This window comes from Olleya sediminilitoris, from assembly GCF_016785945.1.
Lineage (GTDB): Bacteria > Bacteroidota > Bacteroidia > Flavobacteriales > Flavobacteriaceae > Olleya > Olleya sediminilitoris.
In genome coordinates, this window is sequence record NZ_JAEMEF010000001.1 from 254,203 (window position 1) to 277,775 (window position 23,573).

24 protein-coding genes are annotated in these 23,573 nt (G+C 31.6%); 7 read left to right on the forward strand and 17 right to left on the reverse strand.

Annotated features, from left to right (window positions below):
• Window positions 1–85: 85 nt before the first annotated feature.
• Together JAO71_RS01100 and JAO71_RS01105 are read left to right on the forward strand one after the other, a co-directional pair.
• Window positions 86–409: a DUF6331 family protein gene (locus tag JAO71_RS01100; RefSeq protein ID WP_054852391.1), complete on the forward strand. Its 324-nt coding sequence runs from the start codon at window positions 86–88 to the stop codon at window positions 407–409.
• The gene (locus JAO71_RS01105; protein ID WP_202998480.1) at window positions 393–1,796 is read left to right on the forward strand and encodes an RtcB family protein; all 1,404 of its coding nucleotides are present in this window, start codon (window positions 393–395) and stop codon (window positions 1,794–1,796) included. Before JAO71_RS01100 ends, JAO71_RS01105 begins: the two co-directional genes overlap by 17 nt.
• Window positions 1,797–1,844: 48 nt before the next feature.
• On the opposite strand, the gene JAO71_RS01110 is transcribed toward JAO71_RS01105, so the two are convergent.
• The 12 genes from JAO71_RS01110 to pdxA form a co-directional block, all read right to left on the reverse strand.
• Window positions 1,845–2,306, reverse strand: coding sequence for a 3-oxoacyl-ACP synthase (locus JAO71_RS01110; protein ID WP_116823704.1), 462 nt, complete (start codon window positions 2,304–2,306; stop codon window positions 1,845–1,847).
• Window positions 2,284–2,982 carry a monofunctional biosynthetic peptidoglycan transglycosylase gene (mtgA, locus tag JAO71_RS01115; RefSeq protein WP_116823705.1) on the reverse strand — a complete coding sequence of 233 codons (699 nt, stop codon included), beginning with the start codon at window positions 2,980–2,982 and terminating at the stop codon, window positions 2,284–2,286. Before mtgA ends, JAO71_RS01110 begins: the two co-directional genes overlap by 23 nt.
• Before the next feature lie 4 nt (window positions 2,983–2,986).
• Window positions 2,987–4,099 (reverse strand): NAD(P)/FAD-dependent oxidoreductase, encoded by a 1,113-nt coding sequence (locus JAO71_RS01120; RefSeq protein WP_202998481.1) that lies wholly within the window; start codon window positions 4,097–4,099, stop codon window positions 2,987–2,989.
• 21 nt (window positions 4,100–4,120) lie between these two features.
• Window positions 4,121–5,476 (reverse strand): hypothetical protein, encoded by a 1,356-nt coding sequence (locus tag JAO71_RS01125; protein WP_202998482.1) that lies wholly within the window; start codon window positions 5,474–5,476, stop codon window positions 4,121–4,123.
• A 6-nt stretch (window positions 5,477–5,482) separates the two neighbouring features.
• Window positions 5,483–7,339, reverse strand: a complete 1,857-nt coding sequence (locus JAO71_RS01130; protein WP_202998483.1) for a hypothetical protein — start codon at window positions 7,337–7,339, stop codon at window positions 5,483–5,485.
• A 35-nt stretch (window positions 7,340–7,374) separates the two neighbouring features.
• On the reverse strand, window positions 7,375–8,052 hold the full coding sequence (locus JAO71_RS01135; RefSeq protein ID WP_054852384.1) for a hypothetical protein: 678 nt from the start codon (window positions 8,050–8,052) through the stop codon (window positions 7,375–7,377).
• 91 nt (window positions 8,053–8,143) lie between these two features.
• Window positions 8,144–9,496 carry an acetyl-CoA carboxylase biotin carboxylase subunit gene (gene accC, locus JAO71_RS01140; protein WP_028288942.1) on the reverse strand — a complete coding sequence of 451 codons (1,353 nt, stop codon included), beginning with the start codon at window positions 9,494–9,496 and terminating at the stop codon, window positions 8,144–8,146.
• Window positions 9,497–9,578: 82 nt separating this feature from the next.
• Complete coding sequence (gene accB / locus JAO71_RS01145) at window positions 9,579–10,061, reverse strand: acetyl-CoA carboxylase biotin carboxyl carrier protein (RefSeq protein WP_028288941.1); 483 nt, start codon at window positions 10,059–10,061, stop codon at window positions 9,579–9,581.
• Between the two features lie 34 nt (window positions 10,062–10,095).
• Window positions 10,096–11,091: a beta-ketoacyl-ACP synthase III gene (locus JAO71_RS01150; protein WP_028288940.1), complete on the reverse strand. Its 996-nt coding sequence runs from the start codon at window positions 11,089–11,091 to the stop codon at window positions 10,096–10,098.
• 176 nt (window positions 11,092–11,267) lie between these two features.
• Window positions 11,268–11,468: a 50S ribosomal protein L32 gene (rpmF, locus tag JAO71_RS01155; RefSeq protein WP_027879374.1), complete on the reverse strand. Its 201-nt coding sequence runs from the start codon at window positions 11,466–11,468 to the stop codon at window positions 11,268–11,270.
• A 9-nt stretch (window positions 11,469–11,477) separates the two neighbouring features.
• Window positions 11,478–12,017 (reverse strand): YceD family protein, encoded by a 540-nt coding sequence (locus tag JAO71_RS01160; protein WP_202998484.1) that lies wholly within the window; start codon window positions 12,015–12,017, stop codon window positions 11,478–11,480.
• A 72-nt stretch (window positions 12,018–12,089) separates the two neighbouring features.
• Window positions 12,090–13,136 carry a 4-hydroxythreonine-4-phosphate dehydrogenase PdxA gene (gene pdxA, locus JAO71_RS01165; protein WP_116823711.1) on the reverse strand — a complete coding sequence of 349 codons (1,047 nt, stop codon included), beginning with the start codon at window positions 13,134–13,136 and terminating at the stop codon, window positions 12,090–12,092.
• 66 nt (window positions 13,137–13,202) lie between these two features.
• On the opposite strand from pdxA, the gene JAO71_RS01170 reads away from it, so the two are divergent.
• Window positions 13,203–13,793, forward strand: coding sequence for a riboflavin synthase (locus tag JAO71_RS01170; protein ID WP_028607205.1), 591 nt, complete (start codon window positions 13,203–13,205; stop codon window positions 13,791–13,793).
• Here the strand turns inward: JAO71_RS01170 and JAO71_RS01175 are convergent.
• The gene (locus JAO71_RS01175; protein WP_028607206.1) at window positions 13,782–14,009 is read right to left on the reverse strand and encodes a PID-CTERM protein-sorting domain-containing protein; all 228 of its coding nucleotides are present in this window, start codon (window positions 14,007–14,009) and stop codon (window positions 13,782–13,784) included. The genes JAO71_RS01170 and JAO71_RS01175 overlap by 12 nt on opposite strands.
• 216 nt (window positions 14,010–14,225) lie before the next feature.
• Window positions 14,226–15,770, reverse strand: coding sequence for a hypothetical protein (locus JAO71_RS01180; protein WP_116823712.1), 1,545 nt, complete (start codon window positions 15,768–15,770; stop codon window positions 14,226–14,228).
• A 147-nt stretch (window positions 15,771–15,917) separates the two neighbouring features.
• Between JAO71_RS01180 and JAO71_RS01185 the strand changes: the two genes are divergently transcribed.
• From JAO71_RS01185 to leuB, 4 genes are read left to right on the forward strand one after another with little or no spacing between them, the layout of a single operon-like run.
• On the forward strand, window positions 15,918–17,093 hold the full coding sequence (locus JAO71_RS01185) for a 2-isopropylmalate synthase (protein ID WP_082396190.1): 1,176 nt from the start codon (window positions 15,918–15,920) through the stop codon (window positions 17,091–17,093).
• A gap of 1 nt (window position 17,094) precedes the next feature.
• Window positions 17,095–18,477 carry a 3-isopropylmalate dehydratase large subunit gene (gene leuC / locus JAO71_RS01190; RefSeq protein WP_116824527.1) on the forward strand — a complete coding sequence of 461 codons (1,383 nt, stop codon included), beginning with the start codon at window positions 17,095–17,097 and terminating at the stop codon, window positions 18,475–18,477.
• Between the two features lie 2 nt (window positions 18,478–18,479).
• A complete protein-coding gene (gene leuD, locus JAO71_RS01195; RefSeq protein WP_116823713.1) occupies window positions 18,480–19,070 on the forward strand; it encodes a 3-isopropylmalate dehydratase small subunit in 591 nt (196 codons plus the stop codon).
• Between the two features lie 11 nt (window positions 19,071–19,081).
• Window positions 19,082–20,200: a 3-isopropylmalate dehydrogenase gene (gene leuB / locus JAO71_RS01200; protein WP_054852378.1), complete on the forward strand. Its 1,119-nt coding sequence runs from the start codon at window positions 19,082–19,084 to the stop codon at window positions 20,198–20,200.
• Window positions 20,201–20,413: 213 nt separating this feature from the next.
• On the opposite strand, the gene JAO71_RS01205 is transcribed toward leuB, so the two are convergent.
• The 3 genes from JAO71_RS01205 to JAO71_RS01215 all read right to left on the reverse strand — a co-directional run bounded on the left by JAO71_RS01205 (window position 20,414) and on the right by JAO71_RS01215 (window position 23,185).
• Window positions 20,414–20,755, reverse strand: coding sequence for a P-II family nitrogen regulator (locus JAO71_RS01205; RefSeq protein ID WP_116823714.1), 342 nt, complete (start codon window positions 20,753–20,755; stop codon window positions 20,414–20,416).
• Window positions 20,756–20,834: 79 nt separating this feature from the next.
• Window positions 20,835–22,160, reverse strand: a complete 1,326-nt coding sequence (locus tag JAO71_RS01210; RefSeq protein ID WP_082396187.1) for an ammonium transporter — start codon at window positions 22,158–22,160, stop codon at window positions 20,835–20,837.
• A gap of 38 nt (window positions 22,161–22,198) precedes the next feature.
• A complete protein-coding gene (locus JAO71_RS01215; RefSeq protein WP_054852375.1) occupies window positions 22,199–23,185 on the reverse strand; it encodes an outer membrane beta-barrel protein in 987 nt (328 codons plus the stop codon).
• Between the last annotated feature and the right edge of the window lie 388 nt (window positions 23,186–23,573).

A 23,573-nucleotide genomic window follows, 5' to 3' on the forward strand; every position in this document is an offset into this window, starting at 1 on the left:
GCTAAATCTTTTGCAAAAAAAGCAAAAGGATACCGCATCAATCGCTTACGCAACAATCAGCTAAAATATTATACCACCCAAAAACATGGAAAAACATTTAGTAATTGACGATTTAATAAATACCCAAAAACAATTTTGGCTTGATTTACAAGTACATTGTATTATAGAATGTTGTGGAATAGATGCGCTTGAATTAAATAATTCTCATTTTATAACAATTGTAAATAAATATGGTGCGCTAAATATTATAAAGTATTTCATAAAAATACTTAAACATCTTAATTATTCACTTAACGAATTTGTATCAAGTAAGCTATTAAATATTTACGAAGACAAGATGGATTTTTCTAATAGAATATTAAAGTTATTAGAAAAAATAACAGAAAACAATTATGGAAACAAAGAATAAAATAACAGGAAACGATTTAATCCAATTAGGATTTAGACAAGGAAAATGGATGAAAAACGCCATTATACATATAAATAAAAACCAATTAGACCAAAAGCAAATGGAAACATATTTAGAGCAATTTAAATCTCCAGACCCAATTGCGTTACATGTAAAATCAGTAGATTTTTCTATTAATATTAAAGCAGAAAATGACTTAGAAAAAGACAATGTTTTTAAAGTCGTAAACTCTATGCAAACCTTAATGAAAACACCAACATTAGTTGATGGAGCTATTATGCCAGATGCTTGTCCTACAGGTCCAGACGGAACCATTCCTGTTGGTGGAGTTGCAGTTGCAAAAAACGCAATACATCCAGGAATGCATAGTGCAGATATTTGTTGCTCTGTCATGTTAACCGATTTTGGTAAAGCAGATCCAAAAGCTATTTTGGATGCTGCACATGCAAGTACACATTTTGGTCCAGGAGGAAGAGATAGAGAGAATCAGTTTAGATTCCCTGACGAGTTATTAGAAGCTTTTGAGTCTAATAGATTAATTGGCGATAAAGACATGGTTAAAATAGCAAGAGCACATTTAGGAACACAAGGTGATGGTAACCACTTTTTGTTTGTTGGTCAATCTAAAAAAACAGGAAACACCATGATGATTACGCATCATGGATCTAGAGGTCCTGGAGCAAGATTATATACCAAAGGAATGAAAATTGCAGAACGTTTTAGAAAAGAGTTATCTCCAGATACAATGAAACAAAACGCGTGGATTCCTTTTAATACAGAAGAAGGTCAAACGTATTGGGAAGCTTTACAAGTTATAAGACAATGGACAAAAACAAACCACGAAGTATTGCATAATGCTGTAGCTGAAACTTTAGATATTAAAATTGAAAACAGATACTGGAACGAACACAACTTTGTGTTTAAAGATGGCGATTTGTTTTACCACGCAAAAGGTGCAACACCTTTAGACGCTAAGTTTATGCCTGACATTACTGGTCCAAGGTTAATCCCTTTAAACATGAGTGAACCTGTTTTAATTGTGGAAGGAAACACTACTAAAACTAATCTAGGTTTTGCACCTCATGGAGCTGGTAGAAATATTAGCAGAACACAGCACAGAAAAAGTAAAACTGGTACAATTATGCAAATTTTTAAAGAAGAAACTAAAGGTTTAGATGTTAGATTTTTCTCTAAAGAAATTGATATTACCGAGCTACCAAGTGCATACAAAAACGCACAAACCGTTAGAAACCAAATGGAAGAATACGGTTTAGGTAAAGTTATTGACCAAGTTATGCCTTACGGTTGTATTATGGCTGGAGATTGGCAGAAAAATGCACCTTGGAGAATTAAAAGAGACAAGAAAAAACAAAGAAATAGAAAGTAAATTTTAGAAGGGAAAAGTGGACTGATTTAGGTTGGTCTGCTTTTTGTATTAATATACCTCTGTAATAGTAAACTCTTGCTCTCTAAACAAAATATTATCTCCAATAGTTTTACCCAATAATAATTGTGCAATTGGTGTATTAGCTGCAATAGCGTAAAATTTATTACTATCCACTTGTAACTCTCCAGCACTAATAGCAATATAATAATTAGCTTTAGTTGTAAACACAACACTACCTAAACCAATAATTTTAGATTGCTTTTCGGTACTTATTTTAACTAGCAATTGATTTACTTTTTGGATTTGTGCTAACTGCTTACCAGCCTTTTCACGTTCTAATTGGACCATTGCACGACCCGTTTCGTGTTTATCTCCTGCACTACTTTTAGTTTCAGAAGTTAACGATTCTTGTAACTCTTCAATTGTGTTACTAATTGTATCTAATCTGCTTTGTGTAAACTGCACACATTGATTATGTAAACTGGTTTTAATGCTTTGTTTTATTTTCATCTTCATTTTTATAATTTAAAGCACCATAAAAATTCATCTGTGTTGTAATCCATGTTTTTCTTGATGCTATGTATTTGGTCACAGGATTAGCTTTATATTTTCTAGGACTTGGTAATATAGCAGCAATTGCAGAGGCTTCTAATTTTGATAATGTAGAAGCTGGTTTTTTAAACCAATAATATGCAGCAGCTTCTGCACCATAAATACCATTTCCCATTTCAATGCTATTTAAATAGACTTCCATGATACGTTGTTTAGACCAAGTCAACTCTATTAAAAACGTAAAATAAGTTTCTAAACCTTTACGCAACCAGCTTCTTTCTGGCCATAAAAACACATTTTTAGCTGTTTGCTGACTTATTGTACTTCCGCCTTTTATACGTTTTCCTTTTTTATTGTCTTGGTAAGCTTTTTCAATAGCCTTTAAATTAAACCCATTATGTTTTACAAACGTTTGATCTTCGCTACAAATAACTGCTAACTGTAAGTTTTTAGATATATTTTCAATAGGTTGCCAATCGTGTTTTAAAACTTTAGGACTATCTTTTTCAAAATATCTTATAACCATCAAAGGTGTTATTGGCACAGGGAACCACTTAAAAACTAATACTAATCCAAAAGTTATTATAACAAACCAAACTGCTATTTTAGCCAAAAATCTAAAAAATCTATTCATTAGTTTAATTAATAAGGTTTGCTAAATCTTCACCAATCAAGCTACCAATAGCGACTCCCATTCCGCCTAAACGCACACCACAATAGACGTGATTACTAAGCTGTTTTACAATTGGCTTTTTTTGATATCCAACTCCCATAATTCCACTCCAGCGATAATCAATTTCAAAATTAGTGGCAGGTAAAATAGTAGACTTTAAAAGCGATTCAAGTTTATTTTGTATTAAATCTGTTTGATTTAAATCCGTCGTTTCTTCAGCTTTAAAATCTAAATTCCGACCACCTCCAAAAAGGATACGATTGTCAATATTTCTGAAATAATAATAGCCTTCATCCAAATGAAAAGTTCCTTTTACATGAAGATTTTTAATTGGTTTTGTTATTAAAACCTGAGCTCTAGCTGGTTTAACTTTTGGTATATTTAAACCCGAAGCAAAACCATTTGTTGCAATTAATAATTTTGAAGTTGAAAAACTAAATTGATTAGTTTCTATTTTTACAGCATTTGTATCCTCTGAAAAATTAGTTACCAAAACATTATTTAAGATTTTAATGTCATTTAAGCGTACTTTACGCAGCAAAGCCTCCATCATTAATCCTGTGTCTATTTGCCCCTCAAATTGATTAAAACTGTACTGAGATTTGATGTTTTTAAAGCCAAAGGCATTAGGTTTTAAACTAAAAACAGACTTTTTAAAAATTGGATTCAATAATGCATTAACCTCGTTTAGTTTAGCTTCACATGTTTCAAATAAATTAGTATCTTCTGTAAACAGCTCATAACCTCCAAATTCTTGATAGTTTATAGTTTTGTCTCCTAAATTATCTCTTAATTTTTGTAAGCCTTTTTTTCGGTTGTTAACCAAATCTATAACCTCTTGCTCTGTGTGATTTTTAAGGTCGTCAATAATTTCGCTTAAGCTTCCATAACAAGCAAAACCAGCATTTTTGGTACTTGCACCTTGTGGCAAGGTCCCTTTTTCAAGAACTAAAATATTAGCTTTAGGAAAACGTTTTTTAAGTTGTAATGCGCAATTTAAACCTACAATACCACTACCAACAATAGTATAATCTACGTTGGTTAACCATGATTTAATTTCCCAGTAACTTAATGTCATTGTAGCAAGGTAGTAAATAGTTTATTGTTTTAAACTAAAAATAAACTGAGCCAAAGCATTAATGTTTTTATCTTTTAAATCTATTTGACCCTCAATTGCAATGGTTTCATCTGGATTACTAACTCCTGTAATCGTTAAGTTTTCAAGTTTATCAAAATAGGTGTTTAATAACGGAAAATAATTTTGTTGCTGCAGTTTTTCAAAATCTATATTAAAATCTAAAACATTAGAGGATTTGATGTTTTTAGGTGCGTAATTTTTATTTAAGTCTGTACTAGCGTACAATCCGTTGTCTGTAGCATCAATTTTAAATTGATATAAAGGAAACACTCTTTTACTTAATTTACCTTGTCTAATTATTGTTAATTTCTCTAAATAATTATATAATTTTTGTCCTTGTGATGACAACTGAACATTAATTTCTGGCACTTGCTTTTGTACAGCTGATACAGTTTCGACTTTTTCAAAATCATCATTATACTCGTAAGACACTACAGAATCTGTTTGATAGGTTGCCTTAGCGACTTCTAATGCTAAATGCCCATTATAATACGTGTTTAGACTATCTGTATCCACATCTTGATTATTATGTTTAAATGACACATAATTGATAGTGGATAATAAATTAAGATCAAAAGTTATGCTAGCATCCTCTGAAAATGTTGTTCCAGACAACGTTTTTGGAACATCAAAAAATTGAGGCAACACCAAATTACCATTTAACTGTGCTTGACCTGATTTAAAGTTTATATCTAAATTATTATCCTTTGTCAAATAACTGATATGCGAGTCTGCATCTTTAATTTTAGACCACAATTCACCATTACTATCTAATGATTTACCCTCTACCAAAAGCTCTTGAAAAACTTGATTAACATCTATTGGTTGATCACTATAAGCTAATACACAACGTTTGTTGTTATAAGCAATTTGCAAGGTATTACTTGTATTACTTGACACGACATAGTTAGCTTGAGACCTAAAGTTTACAATTTTAAAATTTTGTGAAATAAAATTTTTAAAGTCAGATGAATCTGAAATTTTTAAAGATGAAAATACAGATGTTTTAGGCTGGTTTTTTATAGTATATAAAAACATATTAGAAGGAATATTAAACCCTTTACCTTGATCTTGACCATCTTCTTCAATCGTATCTTTTTCTGTTTTATTTTGAAGGTAAAAATCACTATTAGTTATAGCATTAACAAGCATTGATTGACCAATACCATCAATATCTATTTTAACAATCTGATCTGCGTTTTCATGTATCACATCTTTATATGACTTATAATCACGAAACATTAAAAACCCTTTAAAAACCAAGAGCAGCACTATTATAATAATGGCTGCTCTTTTTATAACTTTTTTAAAATTCATTGAGTTTTACTTTGCTATATTTTCAATAATATCAAAAATATATTTTAATGCATTTTCTTGGCTTGATGGCACACCTATTACCATATTTGTATCAACAGTATTTCCTTTAATTTTTGAAGCTGTTATGTATGCATCTTCAGAAGTGTTTAAAAACCACTCTAATTTACCTGATCTATCAATTCCCATTTCTTCAATTGGTAATTGATCTGCTAATTGTTGTGCACTAACATACATTGAATAGTTGTTTTTCGACATAATATTTTTATGTTTACTTGACACTTTAGCATTAAAAGTACCTGTTACTATTTTTTTCATCTCTACAGCTGAGGTACCAACAAATATGATATCATCCTTGATTAAAAAATGTAATGATATTGGACTGCTTTTTTCTTTAAAAGTATAAAAGCCATCATTAAATGTTACAAACTCTTTATTTTTTGAGTATTTAATTAATTTAGTGATTATTTCAGAATCATCACTTGAAGCCATTAATAAAAAGTCTGGTAATGTTTCTGTTTTTTTCTTTTCAACTTCAACATATTCGTAATCATCATTATATTCATAAGTTGTATAAGTTACTTCTTGTTTAGAAATACCAGATAATAAGAATAACATATCTCCTTTAAGTACCTCTGCAACTGCTTCTTCATCTAATAACAATGAAAACAAATCAATTGCCAATACAGCCTCTTCACCATAATATGGCATATTTTGATAAATAGATTTCATTAATTTTGGATACTCTTCTAACATTGCTTTAGTATCCATAGCATAACTCATGTATGCAATCATTTTATCTTCATTAACATAATCAAAAAACTTTTTATTCAGTTTTCTAGAGCTCATTTTTTTGTAGCTTTTAGCCATCATATCTGACATCGTGTACTTTGTATTAAGCATCATTTTGTCATCCTCCAAAAATAACTTTGCAGTTAAATTATTGTCTGCATACATCGCTCCTAAATTAAATCCTGCTAAATCTCTAAAATAAGCAGACCCTAGCATTTGAGAATATATTTTACCAAAATCGTTTACCCATAAAGTCGCTTCTGCTGTATTATCAATACTACTTAAATAAGATTTATTTTTTAGTATAGAATTAGCTTCGATTTGTAATAAAACTTCTTTTGCTTTTTTTAAATCCCACTGTTTAGACAATGTTCTTTTAATATCATAATTAGTATTATAGCTATCATAATAATTATAAGTATTATTATCTTCTGTAGACTCTATAACTGTTTCTTCGATTTCTTCTTCTTCATAGATCTCTTCAGAAGCTTCCTTAACTGTTTCTGCTTCTTCAACCTCTATTGCTTCTGTTACAGCATCATCTGTGTAACCATAAATATTATCAGGCTTAAGACCATAACGTTTGGCTACTGTTTTATCATTAAAATAAGAATCAACAAGCGATCCTTCTACAATTACCAATGTATTATCATTCCAGATAATACCGCCTTCGCTATTATCTTTAAAAGATCGGACTCCGTTATTATCAACAAATTCATGTCGACTATTTGTGTTTTTGACAAAGGCATCAAATTTATCACCATTACTAATAGGAATAATAAAAGCATTATACATAATACTATCATTTACCTGAAAAAAATAATGAGAGGATGCTTTAATGTTAACTCCAAAATCCTCAATACTACTATAATCAGCTTCTTTTCTAGAAAGCTCTTTAAGCATCTCTTGCATGACAAAAGAGTTATTCAACTCTTCAACAGACATTAACTGTGTTAAGTTCTCTCCTTTTATGGATGCTACAATTGATGCATCTTTTGGGACTTTTGTTATAGTATTTTGTGCAAATACAATTGATGCCGCAAACAGCATTACTGCTGTAAATAATTTTTTCATTTAATTTCGAATATTAAGTTTAAGTGTTGGTTATTTTATTTTGATAATTTTATTTGAGTACTTAAGTTTCCACTTCCGTCAATAATTTCCATAGCATTTAGACGTTGCATAACTGCTTTTTTAGATTTAGAAACTTTAGCTTTTGGGTTGTTTTGAGACAATACAGTTTTATCAAATCTATAAATAGCTGTATATGATGCATCATCAAACACTTTTTTATTTTTACTATTTAATTTGCTGTATTGTTTTTTAATCTGATCAGAATAAGTATATTTTCTTTTAAATTGACTGTTATTTTTATCAAAAAAATAAGATGAAATCACCATTTTATTTTTTTGTTTATTGGATACATTAGTCGCAATCTTATTTATCTTGTCTACATCTTTAAAATTACATTTAACCGAAAAAATAAAGTTTTCATAATCGGCAGTTTTAGTAACATTTGTAATACCGTCAGCTTTATTAAGCTCGGCAACAATATCGTTTAACCCTTTTTGAATATCTTGTCTTGAAGGTACTTTATATCCATTTATTGAATCTAACAACATGATTGAAGCAATCTTGGACTTGCTTTTACTTAAGTTAAGCGTGTAAGTCATGGTTCCAGAACCGTCACTTTTAAGATCTATTTCCTCTATGACTTCAAAACAAGAGGTTATTGTTATTAGTGTTACTAGTAAAACACAGATTTTAAATAAGTTATATGGTTTCATAAAAGCGATTTTTTTTGAAAAATCAAATATACAGAGGTTTTAGTTTATAAATAAAAAAACTCCGAAAGAGATTTCGGAGTTTTAATTTTATTTAATTTTCTTCTTGCTTTTGCATGACAAAATCTTCCATGAATTTTGTGGTATAATTACCAGCAATATAATCAGGATGATCCATTAACTGTCTATGAAAAGGTATTGTTGTTTTTATACCTTCAATAACAAACTCATCTAAAGCACGTTTCATTTTGTTAATTGCTTCTTCACGTGTTTGTGCAGTAGTAATTAACTTTGCAATCATCGAGTCGTAGTTTGGCGGAATACTATATCCTGCGTAAACATGTGTATCTAGACGTACACCATGTCCACCTGGAGCATGTAATGTAGTGATTTTTCCCGGAGAAGGACGGAAGTCATTAAAAGGATCTTCAGCGTTTATACGACACTCGATTGAATGTAAATTTGGAGTATAATTTTTACCCGAAATTGGAACACCAGCTGCTACTAATATTTGCTCACGGATTAGGTCAAAATCAATTACTTGTTCAGTAATTGGATGCTCAACTTGAATACGTGTATTCATTTCCATGAAATAGAAATTTCTGTGTTTATCCACTAAAAACTCAACAGTTCCTGCACCTTCGTATTTTATGTATTCGGCTGCTTTGACAGCTGCTTCACCCATTTTTTTACGCAATGCTGTTGTCATAAAAGGAGAAGGAACTTCTTCTGTTAATTTTTGGTGACGACGTTGTACAGAACAATCTCTTTCTGATAAGTGACAAGCTTTACCAGTACTATCTCCTACAATTTGTATTTCAATATGACGTGGCTCTTCAATAAGTTTTTCCATGTACATATCATCATTTCCAAAAGCAGCTTTTGACTCTGTTCTAGCAGACTCCCAAGCGTTTTGTAAATCTTCTTCTTTCCATACAGCACGCATCCCTTTACCTCCACCTCCAGCAGAAGCTTTTAGCATGACTGGATAACCGGTTTCTTTAGCTACTTTTACACAGTCTTCAAAGTTTTCTATAACTCCTTCACTTCCTGGGACAACAGGTACTCCTGCAGCAATCATTGTTGCTTTTGCATTAGCTTTATCTCCCATTCTGTCAATCATTTCTTCAGAGGCACCAATAAATTTGATTTGGTGTTCTTCACAAATTTTAGAAAATTTTGCGTTTTCAGATAAAAATCCATAACCTGGATGTATGGCATCTGCATTTGTAATTTCTGCTGCTGCAATAATGTTTGACATTTTCAAATAAGACTCGCTACTAGCTGCTGGTCCTATACAAACTGCTTCATCAGCAAATTTAACATGTAGGCTTTCTGCATCAGCAGTACTATATACTGCTACTGTTTTAATGCCCATTTCTTTACAGGTTCTAATAACACGTAGTGCTATTTCACCTCTATTGGCTATTAATACTTTTTTAAACATCTTTTTTAAATTAGATAATTAGACAATTGGATTATTTGATAATTAAAACTGTTTAAACAGTATTAATTCTAATAATCTAAAATTAAGATGGGTCTACTAAAAATAATGGTTGATCAAACTCTACAGGTGAAGAATCGTCAACTAAAATTTTAACTATTTTACCTGATACTTCAGACTCAATTTCGTTAAATAATTTCATAGCTTCAATTATACAAAGCACATCACCTTCACCAATAGTTTGCCCTACTTCTACAAATAATGGTTTATCAGGGGATGGTTTTCTATAAAACGTACCTATTATTGGTGATTTTACTGTAATATATTTAGAGTTTTCTTCTGCTTTAGGAGCTGCTGTTTCTGGCGCTGCAGGTGTTGCTACTGGAGCAGGTTGCATAGCTTGCTGCATTGGCATTTGTGCTTGCATTGGCACTTGTTGGACATACGTTGTTTCTGTCTCAGAACCAGTTCTGATAGTTATTTTTACATCGTCAGTTTCTAATTTAACCTCACTTGCTCCTGATTTTGCAACAAATTTAATTAAGTTTTGAATGTCTTTTAAATCCATAATTATAAGTTATTAATTAAGTTTTTTAGTTAGTTTAAGAGTTGTAAGCCCATTTTAGATATATTGAGCCCCAAGTAAATCCACCTCCAAAAGCAGCAAACACTAGGTTGTCTCCTTTTTTAAGTTTAGATTCAAAATCGTTAAGTAATAATGGTAATGTTGCAGATGTTGTATTACCGTATCTGTGTATATTTTTTAAGACTTTATCGTCTTGTAAGTTCATTCTGTTAGCTGTAGCGTCAATGATGCGCATGTTAGCTTGGTGTGGCACTAACCATGATACATCATCATGAGATAAGTTATTACGTTGCATTATTTTTTCGCAAACGTCTGCCATATTTGAAACCGCAAACTTAAATACCGTACGTCCATCTTGGTGTACAAAATGTTGTTTGTTGTCTAGAGTTTCTTGAGATGGAGGTAATATTGACCCTCCTGCTTCTATTTTTAAAAATTCTCGTCCTGTACCGTCACTTCTTAGATATTCATCTTGAAATCCTAAACCTTCAGTATTTGGCTCTAGCAAGACTGCTCCAGCTCCATCACCAAAAATAATACAGGTTGCACGATCGGTGTAGTCTATAATAGAAGACATTTTGTCTGCACCTATAAGTAACACTTTTTTATATCGTCCAGATTCTATATAACTTGTTGCTGTAGACAGTCCGTATAAAAAACTAGAACATGCTGCTTGTAAGTCATAAGCAAAAGCATTAGTTGCTCCAATTTGAGTGGCAGTATACACTGCAGTTGAAGCTACAGGCATATCAGGAGTAGCAGTAGCTACTATAACTAAATCTATCTCTTTTGGATCTAGATTTTGTTTTTTAAGCAGGTCTTTAGCTGCGTTTATGGCTAAGAAAGAGGTTCCTTGGCCTTCTTCTTTAAGGATTCTACGCTCCTTAATACCTGTTCTGGAGGTAATCCATTCGTCATTAGTATCTACAAGGGTTTCTAACACCTTATTAGATAAAACATAGTCTGGCACATAGGCACCAACAGCAGTAATTGCAGCAGAGATCTTGCTCATATTTTAGCTATTTTAGTCAAAAAAAGGTCTAAAAATGACCCTATTCAACTTAATTTTATTAAAATTAGTCATTTACCGACTATTTCGTGCAAAGTAAATGCTTTTTAACGTAAAGAAAAACAAATCATAAAAAAAACGCCCACAAGTGAGCGTTTTATTGTATGCGTGCATAGTAATTATGCTACGTTTTCTTCTACTGAATTGTCAATTAAAACTTGACCTCTGTAGTAAAGTTTTCCTTCACTCCAGTGAGCTCTATGGTATAAATGAGCTTCACCAGTTGTTGGGCAAGTTGCAATTTGTGGCGCAGTTGCTTTATAATGTGTTCTTCTCTTATCTCTTCTTGTTTTCGAGATTTTTCTTTTAGGATGTGCCATTTTATATAATTATTTATCCGTTAATAGTTTTTTTAATGTATTCCAACGAGGATCTGTTTCCTCTTTGTCTTCTTTTTTATCTTTTAGCTTTGGGCTAAGTTCTTCTAATTTATCTAATATTTCAGAATCTAACGTTCCGTCTTCAACACCTGGATGAATACGCTTACTAGGTAGTGCTAACACTACTAATTCATAAATATACTGTTGTACATTTATTTCATATTCACCATGAGGAATAATTAATATATCAATGTGATCATCGTTATATTCTTCCCCAAATTTTATTACCAAATCAAACTGATTTGCTATTGGTAGGTCAAAAGGCTCATTAGTAACATCACAATTGACATTAACTGTTCCTGAAACTTGAAAATTTAACTCTAGTAAAGTTGCTTTTTTTTCTAAAAGCAAATCTACTTTAATATCACTGGAGTTAAAATCCTCATATTCAAAATGATCAAAGAACGCTTGTTCAATTTTATAGTCAAAATGATGTTTCCCTACTTTTAAACCTACAAATGGTATTGTAAATTCTTTTAATTGCTTCATTACCACATCTGTTTTGAGCCTGCAAATATATAAAATTTTCTTTACTTCTAAGACTTATAAACATTTTTTTGTTTATATCTTTCTTTTAGAGAATCTTAATGGGTTTTTATTAAGCTCTTGATATTCTTTTCTATTATTAAATATATGTATTCCTGTAAAGATTGCTTCTTTAAAAGAATTTACATCTGCAGTACCTTTTCCTGCTATTTCATAGGCTGTACCGTGATCTGGACTAGTTCGCACACGATTTAAGCCTGCTGTATAATTTACACCTTGACCAAAAGATAATGTTTTAAATGGTATTAATCCTTGGTCATGATAAGAAGCTATAATGGCGTCAAAGTTTTTATAATTATCAGATCCAAAAAAGCTATCTGCTGCATATGGACCAAAAACCAGCTTTCCTGAAGCTTTAATTTTTTGTAAAGTTGGCCTTAAAACAGTATCATCCTCTTCTCCAATAACACCATTATCTCCTGTATGTGGATTAATACCTAGTACTGCTATTTTAGGTTTATTAATTTTAAAATCTTGTTTTAAAGAATTATAAACTGTTTCTACCTTTTTTTCAATAAGTTCTGGTGTAATATGTGTTGCAACATCTTTAACAGGTACATGATCTGTTAATAGTCCAACCCTTAATCCTTCTGAGACCATAAACATTAAACTATCACCTTCTAATTCTTGATTTAAATAATCTGTATGTCCAGGAAATTTAAAAGATTCCGATTGAATATTATGTTTGTTTATTGGTGCTGTGACCAATACATCAATTGTGTTTTCTTTTAACGCTTTTGTAGCTTCTTCAAGAGATTTAATAGAATAAGCTCCTATTTTTTTATCCTCTTGACCAAATTTAATAATCACATTTTCTTTCCAGCAATTTAAAACATTAACACGCCCAGGAATAGCCTGAGCTACATTATGTATACCATTTAAATTAATATTTAATTTAAAATGGCTTTTAACAAAACTCATAGTTTTAATAGAGGCAAAAATAATAGGTGTACAAAAATCCAACATTCTATTATCTTCAAAAATCCTTAAGACAATTTCTGCTCCAATACCGTTTAAATCTCCAATCGAGATTCCTAATTTAATATTTTCTTCTTTCTTCATTAATACTACTAACTATTGTTTGTAAATTTACCAAAGCAAATTTAACCAAATAATACGATTAAGTAGATGTTTACAGGAATAATTGAAACCCTTGGTACAGTCAAGCAACTAACTAGACTGAAAGATAATTTAGATATCACTATTGAAAGTACAATTACTAACGAACTTAAAATTGATCAAAGTGTAGCGCATAATGGTGTTTGTTTGACTGTTGTCGAAATAAATGAAAACCAATACAAAGTTACTGCCATAAAAGAAACTTTAGACAAGACCAATATTGGTGACTTGCAATTAAATGATATTGTAAACATCGAGCGCGCAATGAAGCTTGGTGACAGACTAGATGGCCATATTGTACAAGGACATGTAGATCAAACTGCAACTTGTGTTGAAGCGTCAGAAACTAATGGAAGTTGGCTATATACTTTTGAATACAATCCAAAATTAAATAACATTACTATTGAAAAAGGATCTATTACAGTTAACGGAGTAAGTTTAACGGTTGTAAACTCGCAAAAAAACAGTTTTAGTGTTGCTATTATACCTTACACACATGAACACACTAATTTTAAGCACTTTAAAATTGGAACTAAAATAAACTTAGAATTTGATGTAATAGGTAAATATGTAAAACGATTAAATGAATTAAACGTTTAAAGTTTTTTGTTTCATTATCAGCTTATAAACTCCATAAACCATACCTAAAGCAATTAAAATAACTAAACCACCATCTATAGGAAGACCAGGAGGTGGTGTGCTAGCTGCGCCACCAGGAGCTGCTGGCATTGGAGGTGTCGCAATATTTTGAGACACTACCACTGAACTTATTAACAAAAATAAGACAGGTACGATTAATGTTTTTATTTTTTTCATTGCTAATTTGAGGCTGTAAATGTATAAAAAAAACGTTTCTAACAAAACATTTAGTTCTCTTTTTTATTCAAAAACATCTTTAAAACGCTTTTTTTTTCGCTGAAATACAATTACCTAAGTGTTTTTACCGATTAATGTCAATTAATTTACATTTATATAATATAACCTTTTTATTACTTATTAATTATATTTAAATCCTAATCTATAAAAATAATCCTATTCGTACATTTTTAAATATTTATCTTTTACTACTTGACCTACTGGTTTATTATCAATTTTACTTTCTAACCAAGAAATAACATCTAGATATAAAAAAGCACGACGCTCAAATGGATGACCTTCATATTGCTTTAAAACTTCCAACAATTTAATAAATTCTTTTTTTATGTCCTGAGGATAAACATCCTGCAAGCCTCTAATAAATTTAATCATTTCTTTTTGCACTTCATGCAAATCATTCATTTTAATTAAAAACTTGTAGGTACTACGAAGCAAAGTTTCTAAATGATAATCTAAACCAGCTTCATAATGTGCTACAAGATTCAACACCCTTGAAAAACACAACAAATCTTCACGCATGGATAACGATTTGTTAGAAATAATTTTATCTAAATAAAAGATGCACTCTTTATTATTACCTGCTCCAAAATGCAAACTAGCAAACTTATAGTAAAAGACCATTTTATGATGCTCATCTATCTTACTACTAAATTTAATTAACTCTGTTTCAATTTGCGGTATTAACGTTAAACCTTCTTCAAAGCTTCCATCTATAAAAAATTGATTGATTTTATGAAAATTACCATATAAAAAGACTAGAGAAGAGACATTTTCATCTTTAGGAAAATGTTTCTGATTAACAACCTCATAGAATTCGTCTAATTTTTTTATAAATTTAGGCTTATTCTTGATAAAATATAAAGACTCTAATAAATAATTGTTTCCTTTTAAAAAAAACACAGGATTTAAACTAATCATATTTGGGTTTTCATAAAATAAATCCACCCACTTTAGGGCATACTTATAGCAGTTCAAAAAATCTTGCATTAAAAAACTATACCACAAATAAGCTTTGTATAACCATAATTTTTCTCTGAAACCTAAATCAGCACGCTTTACTTTAGGCAACCTGTCTTCAAAATAAGTAGTTACCGCTTGACTTTCTTCTTCATTTTTAACATAACCTGTTTTTAAAATTATACTATATAATTGTAATGATAAATTAGACAATTTACTAGTTATTACATTAGCTTCACTTAATGACTTTGCCTGTACAGTCAACTCGTCTGCACGACTACTTATACTTCTAGTTATGTATTGTGACTCAATAACCTTTTCAAGTTCTACAATTTCGTAAGCTAAATTTTTCTCCTCATTAACAATTGCAAGCTCTTTTGCTTTATCTAAAATTTTAAGACTTTGTTTATACAGTCCCTTGTGGTATAAAATAGAAGCAAAATCTAATTGCTCTCTTATTTGAGAACGTATATTTTGATGAGACGGGTTAAGCTTTAAACTAATTAGTATTTGCTTGTACAAATGCGCTTTAACATTGGCTAATTGCTGTTTTTTAACAACTCCGCTTTTAAATATAACAGCCTCGTTGTAAGATTGTGCTTTATCTAAAAGGTTAAATAAATTTAAAAATTTAGAATCCTGATTAACACCAAGCCTTCCCACATACAGCTTAAACTGTCGTTTTTCCGACTTAGTTAAAGATTTAACTAATAAAAATAAATTATCTTTTTGATCTTTAGTCATCAATCTGTTTTTATTTTAATAAACTGATTACCAGTATTTTATGTGGTTAATTTAAGCTTGAACATCGTAGTAATGCACTTAACAAGCCTACAAACGGTTATCCAAAGTATAAATTAGTAATTCAATAGAAAAATAATTCTCTCGAAAATGTCGAAAAATAAAATACAAATATTTGATACTACACTAAGAGATGGCGAGCAAGTCCCTGGATGTAAACTTAATACAGAACAAAAAGTTATCATCGCCAAACAGCTTGACAAATTAGGTGTAGATGTCATAGAAGCAGGATTTCCGGTATCTAGTCCAGGTGATTTTAAATCGGTTGAAGCCATATCAAAAATAGTGAAAAACGCGACAGTTTGTGGATTAACACGATCTGTTGAAAATGATATTAAAGTTGCTGGAGAAGCATTAAAACATGCTGTAAAACCCAGAATACACACAGGAATAGGAACCTCTGACTCTCATATAAATCATAAATTTAAAAGCAACAAAGAAGACATTATACAACGTGCTTTTGCTGCTGTTAAATATGCAAAATCTTTTGTGGAAGATGTCGAGTTTTATGCTGAAGACGCAGGTAGAACAGATAACGAGTATTTAGCAAGAGTGTGCGAAGCTGCTATTAAAGCAGGAGCAACAGTACTAAATATACCAGATACAACAGGTTACTGCTTACCAAGTGAGTATGGTGCAAAAATTAAATACCTAAAAGAAAACGTAAAAGGTATTGAAAAAGCTATTTTATCTTGTCATTGCCACAACGATTTAGGTCTGGCAACAGCAAATTCTATTGAAGGTGTCATTAATGGAGCAAGACAAATAGAATGTACCATAAACGGAATAGGTGAACGCGCAGGAAACACTGCTTTAGAAGAAGTTGTTATGGTATTAAAACAGCATCCTTATCTTAATCTTGACACCAATATTAACACCCAAATGCTTTATGGACTAAGCCAACTAGTATCAGACAGTATGGGAATTTACACACAGCCTAATAAAGCCATTGTTGGGGCAAATGCTTTTGCACATAGTTCTGGAATCCATCAAGATGGCGTTATAAAAAACAGAGCTACTTATGAGATTATCGACCCAAAAGATGTTGGTGTTACAGAATCTGCTATTGTATTAACAGCAAGAAGCGGAAGAGCTGCTTTAGCATACAGAGCAAAAAATGTAGGCTATGAGCTTACGAAGCTTCAATTAGATGATGTTTATGCAAACTTTTTATCTTTTGCTGACAGAAAGAAAGAGGTAAACGATAATGATATTCATCAAATAATCGAAACAAGTAATGTTTATCAACAAATTAAATCAGCTTAAAATGGGACAAACATTATTTGATAAAGTTTGGGATGCACATGTGGTTGATACAATTAAAAATGGCCCACAAATACTATACATTGACAAACACCTTATACATGAAGTTACCAGCCCACAAGCTTTTAACGAACTAGAAAACAGAAACATTCCTGTTTTTAGACCACAACAAATTGTCGCCACAGCAGACCACAACACACCGACTCAAAATCAACACCTGCCAGTAAAAGATGAATTATCAAGAAAACAACTAAAACAATTGTCCGAAAACTGTAAAAAAAACAATATAACTCTATACGAGCTAGGCCATAAATACAATGGAATTGTACATGTCATGGCTCCAGAATTGGGTATCACTCAACCTGGTATGACTATAGTTTGTGGTGACTCACACACATCAACTCATGGTGCTTTTGGCTCTATAGCTTTTGGTATTGGCACCAGTCAAGTAGCACAAGTTTTTGCCAGCCAATGTTTATTGTTAACTAAGCCAAAAAGCTTAAGAGTAACCGTTAACGGTACACTTAAAAAAGGCGTACTACCAAAAGATGTTATTCTATATATTATTTCAAAATTAGGCACAAATGCTGGCACAGGATACTTCTGTGAATACGCAGGAGATGTTTTTGAAAACATGTCTATGGAAGGCAGAATGACTGTCTGTAATATGAGTATCGAAATGGGAGCACGAGGAGGCATGATTGCACCAGACCAAACCACTTTTGACTATGTAAAAGGGAAAAAATTCGCACCTAAAGGCGAAGCGTTTGAAAAAAAAGTTAAGTATTGGAAAACACTACCAACCGAAGCAAACGCAACTTTTGATAAAGAATACACGTTTGAAGCTTCAGATATTGAACCAATGGTAACCTATGGTACAAATCCTGGAATGGGAATTAAAGTCACAGAAAATATCCCTACACTAAAAGACGCTTCGTTTGAAAAATCTTTAAAATATATGAATTTCAAACAAGGTGAATCTCTAATCAATAAACCTATTAATTTTGTATTTATTGGAAGTTGCACAAATTCTAGAATTGAAGACTTTAGAGTTGCTGCAAGTTTTATAAAAGGAAAGAAAAAAGCCAATAACGTAACCGCTTGGTTAGTTCCAGGAAGTAAACAAGTAGAAACCCAAATAATTGAAGAAGGTTTAAAAACTATTTTTGATGACGCTGGTTTTGAACTGAGACAGCCAGGTTGTAGCGCTTGCCTAGCAATGAATGACGATAAGATACCACAAGGAGAGTATTGCGTTTCAACATCAAACAGAAATTTTGAAGGTCGACAAGGACAAGGTTCAAGAACGATTTTAGCCAGTCCACTTGTTGCTGCAGCTACCGCTGTAGAAGGTAAAATTGTAGACGTCACTAAACAATTAAATTAATTATGGAAAAGTTTAAAACATTACAATCAACAGCTATTCCATTAGCCATAGAAAACATTGACACAGACCAAATTATTCCTGCTAGATTTTTAAAAGCTACAGACAGAAAAGGTTTTGGTGATAACGTATTTAGAGACTGGAGATTTAATAAAGACGAAACCACAAACAGTAGCTTTGTTTTAAACAATCCTAAGTATAATGGTCAAATTTTAGTTGCAGGAGACAATTTTGGTTGTGGTTCAAGCAGAGAACATGCTGCTTGGGCTTTAAGCGATTATGGACTTAAAGTAATTGTATCTAGTTTTTTTGCAGATATCTTTAAAGGTAATGCATTAAATAACGGACTATTACCTGTTCAAGTTTCAAAAGACTTTTTAAAAGTACTTCTTGACATAGTCACTAAAAATCCAAAAACACAACTAACGGTTGATTTAGAAAAACAATCTATATCTGTTAAAGGAACTTCATTTAAAGAATCCTTTGAAATTGACACTTATAAAAAAACATGTCTAATTAATGGCTATGATGATATTGACTATCTATTAAGTAAAAAAGAAACTATCAAAGCTTTTGAAGCTAAAAAAACCTACTAACTATATACAACATGAAAATTAATATAGCTGTTTTACCAGGAGATGGTATTGGTCCAGAAGTAACAAACCAAGCCATTAAAGTATTAAAAGCAATTGCTTTAGAATTTGATCACACCTTTTTGTTTAAAGAAGCACCTGTTGGCGCTATAGCAATAGACCAACAAAACAACCCATTACCAGATCAAACATTAGATTTATGCAAATCTAGTGATGCTATATTATTTGGAGCTATTGGAGATCCAAAATATGATAACGATCCTACCGCTAAAGTAAGACCAGAACAAGGCCTATTAAAACTAAGAAAAGAATTAGGGCTATACGCCAACATAAGACCTGTAAAAGCTTACGACATGCTACTAGAGAAGTCTCCTTTAAAAAGAGAAATTATTGAAGGCACAGATATTAGCATTTATCGTGAATTAACAGGAGGAATCTATTTTGGAAAAAAACACCTTAGCGAAGACGGAAACACTGCGTCTGATTTATGTGAATATTCTAAATATGAAATAGAACGCATTGCACATTTAGCTTTTAAAGCTGCCAGAAATAGAAAACAAAAAGTCACCTTAGTAGACAAAGCCAACGTGCTAGAAACATCACGTTTATGGCGCAAAGTTGTAACTAATTTAGCCAAAGGTTATCCAGATGTCACTTTAGACTTTTTATTTGTAGACAATGCTGCTATGCAAATGATACTTAACCCTAATCAGTTTGATGTTATTTTAACCGAAAATCTTTTTGGAGACGTCATTAGCGACGAAGCTAGCGTGATTGGAGGCTCTATTGGATTATTAGCATCTGCATCTGTTGGAAATAAACATGCTATGTTTGAACCAATCCATGGTTCATACCCTCAAGCCACAGGTAAAGATATAGCCAATCCTGTAGCATCAATCTTGAGCGCAGCAATGTTATTAGAACATTTTGACTTACACGACGAAGCCAACCTAATTAAGAAAGGTGTAGAAAAGTCACTAAAGCTAGAAATTACTACACCTGATTTAAATACATCTTATGATAATATCACAACATCTAAAGTTGGTGATTTTATAGCTGATTTTATTAGTAATCCAAATGATTCAAATATTAATTTTAACAATATTCACTTAGGACAATCTACTATTATATAATCACTTACATTTTACAAAAAAAATGCCTGATATTGTTGTATCAGGCATTTTTTTACTTTACACATAAAAACAATACTTAAAAAAAGCCCCAAAACTAGACGATTCGAGGCTTTTTTAACAAACTAACTAAAGATTAATATTCACATAAACAGTAGATCTGGATAGGATCTTATATTGTTTATTTTAGAATATTAAGCGTCTTTGATGTTTTAATTATCTTAATGTTTTATTTCCTTTTTCTTTAGTTCTTATTTTATATGCTTCATCAATAGTTGATACAAAAATTCTACCATCACCAATCTGCTCTGTACAGGCAGCTTCCATTATAGCCTTTATTGTTACTGCTTCAAAATCATCATTAACTATGATTGATAAATAACTTTTTACAGTAGTCTTTTTAGCTTTTTCAGAGGACTTCAAATCTAAATAGTCAGCATTTTCTTGACCCACTCCTGTAACATCCCAATGCGTAAAAAAAGTAACTCCAACTTCATGTAATGCTGCTTTAACTTCTTCAAACTTTGATTGCCTTATAATAGCTTCTACTTTTTTCATATTTATCTCTTAAACTTAAGATACATAGTCCTTAAAATTATTAAGGACTATATTATCACACTTAAAACAAACTATTATTTTATCCTCTGTCTCGTTTACCTGGATAAGCTATTTCACCATGCTCTGATAGATCTAAACCTACCAATTCTTCTTCTTCTGTAACACGAAGTCCCATTGTAGATTTTAATATTTTAAATATTATAAATGATAACACTATAGACCAAACTGCATAAGCTAAAACTCCAATTGCTTGAGATCCTAATTGACTAGCTCCTCCACCGTTAAACAAACCTATTCCTTTATCTCCATCAATACCCCAAAGCCCAATCACTAAAGTTCCCCAAGCACCTGCTACTCCATGTACAGATACCGCACCAATAGCATCATCTATTTTTAATTTTTTCTCTATAAATTCTATTGAAAACACGACTATAATTCCGCCTATCAATCCAGCAAATATTGCTCCTATTGCAGACATATTTCCACATCCAGCAGTAATACTTACCAAACCTGCCAATGCACCATTTAAAGTTTGTGGTAAATTTGGTTTACCATACCAAATCCAAGTTGTTACTAATGCACCAAGTCCACCTGCTGCTGCTGCTAAATTTGTAATTAAAACAACGTTTGAAGCTCCAATTGCATCGGTTCCTCCCCAAGCTAATTGAGATCCTCCATTAAATCCAAACCATCCTAACCACAATACAAAAACCCCTAAAGTTGCTAATATTTGATTATGACCTGGAATTGGCATAACTTTTCCGTTAACAAATTTCCCTATTCTTGGTCCAACCATAAAAGCAGCAATTAATGCTGCCCAACCACCAACAGAATGAACAATTGAAGAGCCTGCAAAGTCGATAAAACCAATATCAGCTAACCATCCTCCTACGACACCACCTTCCGTAGCACCTTTCCATTGCCATCCACCTGCTATCGGGTAAATTAACGCTGTCATCATTATTGAAAATATTGCATATGTAGAATACTTTGTTCTTCCTGCTATCGCACCAGATACTATCGTTGCTGCTGTTGCTGCAAACATTGTTTGAAAAAACAAATCTGCTCCTTCTCCCTGCATTAGTCCACTCCAGAAAAACCATCCATTAGATGTATCTCCATACATAAGCGAGTATCCCACAAGCCAATATGTTAAAGATCCCACACAAATATCAAGCAAATTTTTCATTGCAATATTTGCAGCATTTTTAGACCTAGTCATTCCTGTTTCTACAAGAGTAAAACCTGCTTGCATAAAAAATACCAAAATACCTGATATAAGCATCCATAGCATTCCTAAATCTCCGTTAATTGCAGTTACTGCATCCTCTACATCTTTTGTTGTTGCTGCCACAACATCTTGAGTGGCCATTAAATTTGGTAAAAATGATAATAAATTATCCATAATAATAGTTTGTTGTTTTATAGTTAGTTATTCTTATACTAAAATTTGTAAATAGCTGCCACAACGAAAGAACCCAAGCTTTTTGTTGCCATTAAATCTGTATCTATAAAAATATCTTCAGACCCACTATCTAATCTAAATTCTGGTTTTACAATTAAATCTTCATCAATCACATAACTTCCGGTAAGCGTTACAGAAAACACACTTGGATCATCATCAATAGACTCGCTTTGAGTTTGAAAATATTCACCTCTTAATCCAACAGTAAAATCATCACTTAAACTAAACTGCGGATACAAATCAACACCATAAAAACCCTCTCCATCATTATCAGCATAAGCCGCATTAACACCTATAAAAAACTCGTCTGAAGCATCAAAACCTCCAGTATAATCTACTTCAAAACCTAATCCAGCATCATCATATAATAGATTTAAAAACTGACCACTATACCCTAATTGAGCTCCAACAGCATAACTTCCATCAGGATTAAACTCGGTAACATCTGTCTGATTAAACACACCAAGCATCAAACTAAAATCATCAGACAATGTAAAGTCAGCCTTAATACCTGTATGAGAAAAAGGACCATTAGAAAACAAATAAGACGTACTATAGTTAAAGTTTCCCGCAGGAGCAATAACCTCATAACCTAAAAATGTATTAAACTTACCTAGTGTAAACTTAGTGTTTTCACTAATATTATAAAAAGCAAATAATTGATTTAAAACCGTTGCACTTGCAGCTTCTCCTCTTGGTCCAAACACTAAATCAGCAACAGCACCAACTCGACCTTTCTCGTAAGACGCAATAATATTACCCATACCTAAAGAAAAACCTGCTGTATCTGCAAATGATGTTTCAGGAGCTATTTGATTCTCATCATTTGGAGCTGTTAAGTTAGCTCTATAATAAGCATCTACACTCCCTTCAAAAGAAAACTTTTTTTCAAGACCATCAGAATCATCCTGAGCAAATAATGTAATAGATAAAAGCAAAATAGCCAGACTAGTTAATTGTTTCATAAATATCAATTTTTTAGTTAGTATACATTTCAAAACTATATTAAAATAATATTAACCCCTAAAAAAATAGGGGTAACTAATAAATTTTTATGATTTTAATAAACAGAACCCTGTTTTAAGAAGGGTGAAATAAAAAATATAGTCGTTTTTTGTTAAATCAACAAAAAACAGTATTCACATTTATTCAAAAAAGAAGCTTTTAAATAAATTATATTCAATTTTTTAATATTAACTCAATCGATTTAGTGATAAATTAGTTAAAAAATACAATTATTTACATTATGTAATTCTCAAAAAAAAGTAATTAAATTTTATATACATTAATATATGTGCAACAAAATCAGAATATCCTAAAAGTGTTTTCTCTTTTTTCAAATTTAACTGATAG

What these genes read in the sequence shown, in the direction of transcription:
- rpmF (WP_027879374.1), bottom strand. Translation starts at nt 11,468, where the DNA reads ATGGCACATCCTAAAAGAAAAATCTCGAAAACAAGAAGAGATAAGAGA.
- JAO71_RS01125 (WP_202998482.1), bottom strand. Translation starts at nt 5,476, where the DNA reads ATGAATTTTAAAAAAGTTATAAAAAGAGCAGCCATTATTATAATAGTG.
- JAO71_RS01135 (WP_054852384.1), bottom strand. Translation starts at nt 8,052, where the DNA reads ATGAAACCATATAACTTATTTAAAATCTGTGTTTTACTAGTAACACTA.
- JAO71_RS01175 (WP_028607206.1), bottom strand. Translation starts at nt 14,009, where the DNA reads ATGAAAAAAATAAAAACATTAATCGTACCTGTCTTATTTTTGTTAATA.
- mtgA (WP_116823705.1), bottom strand. Translation starts at nt 2,982, where the DNA reads ATGAATAGATTTTTTAGATTTTTGGCTAAAATAGCAGTTTGGTTTGTT.
- JAO71_RS01105 (WP_202998480.1), top strand. Translation starts at nt 393, where the DNA reads ATGGAAACAAAGAATAAAATAACAGGAAACGATTTAATCCAATTAGGA.
- JAO71_RS01205 (WP_116823714.1), bottom strand. Translation starts at nt 20,755, where the DNA reads ATGAAAAAAGTAGAAGCTATTATAAGGCAATCAAAGTTTGAAGAAGTT.
- accC (WP_028288942.1), bottom strand. Translation starts at nt 9,496, where the DNA reads ATGTTTAAAAAAGTATTAATAGCCAATAGAGGTGAAATAGCACTACGT.
- JAO71_RS01180 (WP_116823712.1), bottom strand. Translation starts at nt 15,770, where the DNA reads ATGACTAAAGATCAAAAAGATAATTTATTTTTATTAGTTAAATCTTTA.
- pdxA (WP_116823711.1), bottom strand. Translation starts at nt 13,136, where the DNA reads ATGAAGAAAGAAGAAAATATTAAATTAGGAATCTCGATTGGAGATTTA.
- JAO71_RS01110 (WP_116823704.1), bottom strand. Translation starts at nt 2,306, where the DNA reads ATGAAAATAAAACAAAGCATTAAAACCAGTTTACATAATCAATGTGTG.
- JAO71_RS01130 (WP_202998483.1), bottom strand. Translation starts at nt 7,339, where the DNA reads ATGAAAAAATTATTTACAGCAGTAATGCTGTTTGCGGCATCAATTGTA.
- leuC (WP_116824527.1), top strand. Translation starts at nt 17,095, where the DNA reads ATGGGACAAACATTATTTGATAAAGTTTGGGATGCACATGTGGTTGAT.
- JAO71_RS01185 (WP_082396190.1), top strand. Translation starts at nt 15,918, where the DNA reads ATGTCGAAAAATAAAATACAAATATTTGATACTACACTAAGAGATGGC.
- leuB (WP_054852378.1), top strand. Translation starts at nt 19,082, where the DNA reads ATGAAAATTAATATAGCTGTTTTACCAGGAGATGGTATTGGTCCAGAA.
- JAO71_RS01100 (WP_054852391.1), top strand. Translation starts at nt 86, where the DNA reads ATGGAAAAACATTTAGTAATTGACGATTTAATAAATACCCAAAAACAA.
- leuD (WP_116823713.1), top strand. Translation starts at nt 18,480, where the DNA reads ATGGAAAAGTTTAAAACATTACAATCAACAGCTATTCCATTAGCCATA.
- JAO71_RS01160 (WP_202998484.1), bottom strand. Translation starts at nt 12,017, where the DNA reads ATGAAGCAATTAAAAGAATTTACAATACCATTTGTAGGTTTAAAAGTA.
- accB (WP_028288941.1), bottom strand. Translation starts at nt 10,061, where the DNA reads ATGGATTTAAAAGACATTCAAAACTTAATTAAATTTGTTGCAAAATCA.
- JAO71_RS01120 (WP_202998481.1), bottom strand. Translation starts at nt 4,099, where the DNA reads ATGACATTAAGTTACTGGGAAATTAAATCATGGTTAACCAACGTAGAT.
- JAO71_RS01150 (WP_028288940.1), bottom strand. Translation starts at nt 11,091, where the DNA reads ATGAGCAAGATCTCTGCTGCAATTACTGCTGTTGGTGCCTATGTGCCA.
- JAO71_RS01210 (WP_082396187.1), bottom strand. Translation starts at nt 22,160, where the DNA reads ATGGATAATTTATTATCATTTTTACCAAATTTAATGGCCACTCAAGAT.
- JAO71_RS01215 (WP_054852375.1), bottom strand. Translation starts at nt 23,185, where the DNA reads ATGAAACAATTAACTAGTCTGGCTATTTTGCTTTTATCTATTACATTA.
- JAO71_RS01170 (WP_028607205.1), top strand. Translation starts at nt 13,203, where the DNA reads ATGTTTACAGGAATAATTGAAACCCTTGGTACAGTCAAGCAACTAACT.